The sequence below is a fragment of the Desulfofundulus sp. genome (genome assembly GCF_049701015.1).
Classification (GTDB): Bacteria; Bacillota; Desulfotomaculia; order Desulfotomaculales; family Desulfovirgulaceae; genus Desulfofundulus.
This window is the reverse complement of record NZ_JBNATZ010000252.1, coordinates 1-3,558: the sequence shown is the minus strand read 5'-3', so window position 1 is coordinate 3,558 and position 3,558 is coordinate 1. Positions and strand designations below refer to the sequence as shown.

4 protein-coding genes are annotated in these 3,558 nt (G+C 54.4%); all 4 read right to left on the bottom strand.

Features of this window, described 5'->3' with window-relative positions; genetic code table 11:
* Nucleotides 1-114: 114 nt before the first annotated feature.
* Entirely contained in the window at nt 115-2,190 is a 2,076-nt protein-coding gene (gene fusA, locus ACPLUI_RS12620) for an elongation factor G (protein ID WP_424660608.1), read from the bottom strand.
* Nucleotides 2,191-2,202: 12 nt separating this feature from the next.
* Nucleotides 2,203-2,673, bottom strand: coding sequence for a 30S ribosomal protein S7 (gene rpsG, locus ACPLUI_RS12615; RefSeq protein WP_013824067.1), 471 nt, complete (start codon nt 2,671-2,673; stop codon nt 2,203-2,205).
* Between the two features lie 77 nt (nt 2,674-2,750).
* Nucleotides 2,751-3,125: a 30S ribosomal protein S12 gene (rpsL, locus tag ACPLUI_RS12610; RefSeq protein ID WP_072871211.1), complete on the bottom strand. Its 375-nt coding sequence runs from the start codon at nt 3,123-3,125 to the stop codon at nt 2,751-2,753.
* A 63-nt stretch (nt 3,126-3,188) separates the two neighbouring features.
* A complete protein-coding gene (locus ACPLUI_RS12605) occupies nt 3,189-3,440 on the bottom strand; it encodes a L7Ae/L30e/S12e/Gadd45 family ribosomal protein (RefSeq protein WP_424660607.1) in 252 nt (83 codons plus the stop codon).
* Between the last annotated feature and the right edge of the window lie 118 nt (nt 3,441-3,558).

Below are 3,558 nucleotides of genomic sequence, written 5' to 3'. Positions count from 1 at the left end.
TATCGTCCCTACGTTCACGTGGGGCTTGGTCCGCTCAAATTTGGCCTTGGCCATGACATTAGATCCTCCTTATCCAGCATATAGTTTTGTAGGCAGCAAATATTGGTGCGGCTTTTATCCCCGCCGCCGGGCAATAATAGCTTCGGCCATAGACGGAGGTAGTTCCTCGTAATGACTGAACTGCATGGTATAGGTACCCCGGCCCTGAGTGCGCGAACGCAGTTCCGTTGCATAGCCGAACATTTCGGCCAGGGGGACATACGCATGGATAACCTGGGCGTTACCCCGCCGCTCCATTTCTTCAATGCGCCCACGGCGGGCGTTGAGGTCCCCGATGACATCCCCCATATATTCCTCCATGACCACCACTTCTACTTTCATAATCGGCTCCAGCAGCACCGGTTTAGCCTTTTGTGCGCCGTTTTTGAAGGCAATGGAACCGGCAATCTTAAAGGCCATTTCCGAGGAGTCCACTTCATGGTAGGAGCCGTCCACCAGGGTAACCCGAACGTCAACCACCGGATACCCGGCCAGGACGCCGCTTTCCATGGCTTCCTTGACGCCTGCGTCAACAGCCGGGATGTATTCTTTGGGCACCACACCACCGACAATTCTGTTCACAAATTCGTACCCGGAACCTCGTTCCAGAGGCTCGATCTCCAGGACCACATGCCCGTACTGGCCGCGGCCACCGGTCTGACGGATGAACTTGCCTTCCGCCTTGACCTTTTCCCTGATGGTTTCCTTGTAGGCCACCTGCGGCCGTCCAACATTGGCCTCGACCTTAAATTCCCGCATCAGGCGGTCGACAATAATTTCCAGGTGCAGCTCGCCCATGCCGGAAATAATGGTCTGCCCCGTCTCCGGATCGGTATGCATCCTGAAAGTGGGGTCCTCTTCCGCCAGCTTGGAGAGAGCTACCCCCATTTTATCCTGATCGGCTTTGGTCTTGGGCTCAATGGCCACAGATATCACCGGCTCGGGGAAATCCATGGACTCCAGGACGATGGGGTGTTTTTCATCGCACAATGTATCCCCCGTAGTGGTTTCCTTTAGTCCGACCGCGGCCACAATATCCCCCGCATAAGCCTCATCTATTTCTTCCCGGTGGTTCGCATGCATGCGTAAAATACGCCCTATGCGCTCCCGCCGGTTTTTGGTGGAGTTATAGACATATGAACCAGATGTTACCTTACCTGAGTATACCCGGAAAAAGGTCAATTTACCCACGTAGGGATCGGCCATAATTTTAAAGGCCAGGGCCGAAAATGGTTCATCGTCCCTGGCCACCCGTTTATCCTCAACCCCGGTTTCAGGGTTGAGACCCCGGATGGCCGGTATATCCGTCGGTGCCGGGAGGAAATCAACAATAGCATCCAGAAGGGGCTGTACACCCTTGTTTTTAAAAGAGGAGCCGCATAATACCGGAATCATTTTCACAGCCAGCGTCGCCTTTCGGATGCCCCGTTTGATATCCTCCTCGGTAAGCTCTTCACCTTCCAGGTACTTGAGCATCAGTTCTTCATCGGACTCGGCCACCGCTTCCAAAAGCTTTTCCCGGTATTCAGCCACCAGATCGCGCATCTCCTCCGGGATGGCCGTTTCCTTGCTGCGCGTGCCCAGGTCATCAACATAAATAATGGCTTTGTTACGAATTAGATCTACCACACCGACAAAACTATCCTCGACCCCAATGGGCAACTGGATGGCCACCGGATTGGCACCCAGCCGTTCCCGGATCATGGTCATACTCCGGAAGAAATCGGCACCGACCCGGTCCATCTTGTTAATGTAAGCAATGCGCGGGACACCGTACTTGTCGGCCTGGCGCCACACGGTCTCCGACTGAGGTTCCACGCCGCCTACGGAACAGAAGATGGCCACAGCCCCATCCAGCACCCGCAGGGAGCGCTCCACCTCGACGGTAAAGTCCACGTGGCCTGGCGTGTCGATAATGTTGATACAGTGATCCCGCCACTGGCAGCTGGTAGCAGCAGAGGTAATGGTAATACCACGTTCTTGCTCCTGCACCATCCAGTCCATGGTGGCGGCACCATCATGGACCTCACCCATTTTATGCACACGTCCGGTATAGAAAAGAATCCGTGCGGTGGTGGTGGTCTTTCCGGCATCAATGTGGGCCATTATACCGATGTTGCGTGTTCTTTCCAGTGGAAATTGCCGTGCCATATTTTCACCCCCTTACCACCGGTAATGGGCAAAGGCCTTGTTGGCTTCCGCCATTTTGTGGGTGTCTTCCTTCTTCTTCACCGCCCCACCCGTATTATTGGCGGCATCCATAATTTCCGCAGCCAGCTTTTCTTCCATGCTCTTGCCGCCGCGTTGCCGGGCATACTGGGTGATCCAGCGGATACCCAGGGTCTGCCGCCTTTCTGGCCGGACTTCCACGGGCACCTGATAGTTGGCACCCCCTACCCGGCGGGCCTTTACCTCCAGCACTGGCATAACATTTTTCATGGCCTGTTCAAAAACTTCAAGCGGATCCTTGCCGGTTTTTTCTCGAATGATCTCAAAAGCCTTGTAGCATATGCGTTCGGCTATGCTCTTCTTGCCTTTGAGCATAACCTGATTGATCAACTTGGTGACCACCTTGCTGTTATAGATGGGGTCTGGCGGCACGTCTCTCTTGGCTACCGCACCTCTCCTCGGCATCTTCTACCCCCCTTTAACCGAAAGTATAACCTTTCCTGCCAAACTTAAAACTACCGGCCCAACCGGCCGGCGGTCATTTATTTCTTCGGGCGTTTGGCGCCATACTTGGAACGGCCCCGGTTGCGGTTTTGAACACCAGCACAATCCAGGGCGCCTCTGATTATATGGTAACGGACACCGGGCAGGTCCTTCACCCGACCGCCCCGCACTAACACCACCGAGTGTTCCTGTAGATTATGCCCGATACCCGGAATATAGGAGGTTACCTCGATCCCGTTGGTAAGCCTTACCCGCGCCACCTTACGCAGGGCGGAGTTGGGCTTTTTCGGGGTTGTCGTGTAAACCCTGGTACATACTCCCCGCTTCTGTGGGCTTCCCTTTAGCGCGGGAGCTGAAGACTTGTGAGTCACCTTCTCCCGGCCCTTGCGGACCAGCTGGCTAATGGTCGGCATGCTGCTACACCTCCTTCCTCCAGATTATCGGACATGACACTGTTACCCCTTTTGAGGCGGCGGTTAATCTTCGATAACCGCCGCCGAGGCGCAACCCACCTCGATATGACAAGCTTTGCCGAGTTGGGACATTGAATCGACCTCAACAAGGGGTATGTCTTTGGCGCGACAGGCCTGAATAATGGGATCAATGACATGTCGCTCTGCGTTCATAGCCACATAAACTACTTTAGCCTGCCCTCGATTAATGGCCTTCATGGTTTGCTTGGAACCCACCATCTTTTTGCGGGCATTGGACAGCCGTGTCAAGGGCATGAGCTCTCCCCCCACAGAAAACCAGACACTCTCATATCTTAACATCAGTCACGAACGTTGTCAATATTTTCGTTGGCACGTGTGACTGCCGCAGGTTCCGGATCTTCATGCTGCTCTT

What these genes read in the sequence shown, in the direction of transcription:
- fusA (WP_424660608.1), bottom strand. Translation starts at nt 2,190, where the DNA reads ATGGCACGGCAATTTCCACTGGAAAGAACACGCAACATCGGTATAATG.
- rpsG (WP_013824067.1), bottom strand. Translation starts at nt 2,673, where the DNA reads ATGCCGAGGAGAGGTGCGGTAGCCAAGAGAGACGTGCCGCCAGACCCC.
- rpsL (WP_072871211.1), bottom strand. Translation starts at nt 3,125, where the DNA reads ATGCCGACCATTAGCCAGCTGGTCCGCAAGGGCCGGGAGAAGGTGACT.
- ACPLUI_RS12605 (WP_424660607.1), bottom strand. Translation starts at nt 3,440, where the DNA reads ATGCCCTTGACACGGCTGTCCAATGCCCGCAAAAAGATGGTGGGTTCC.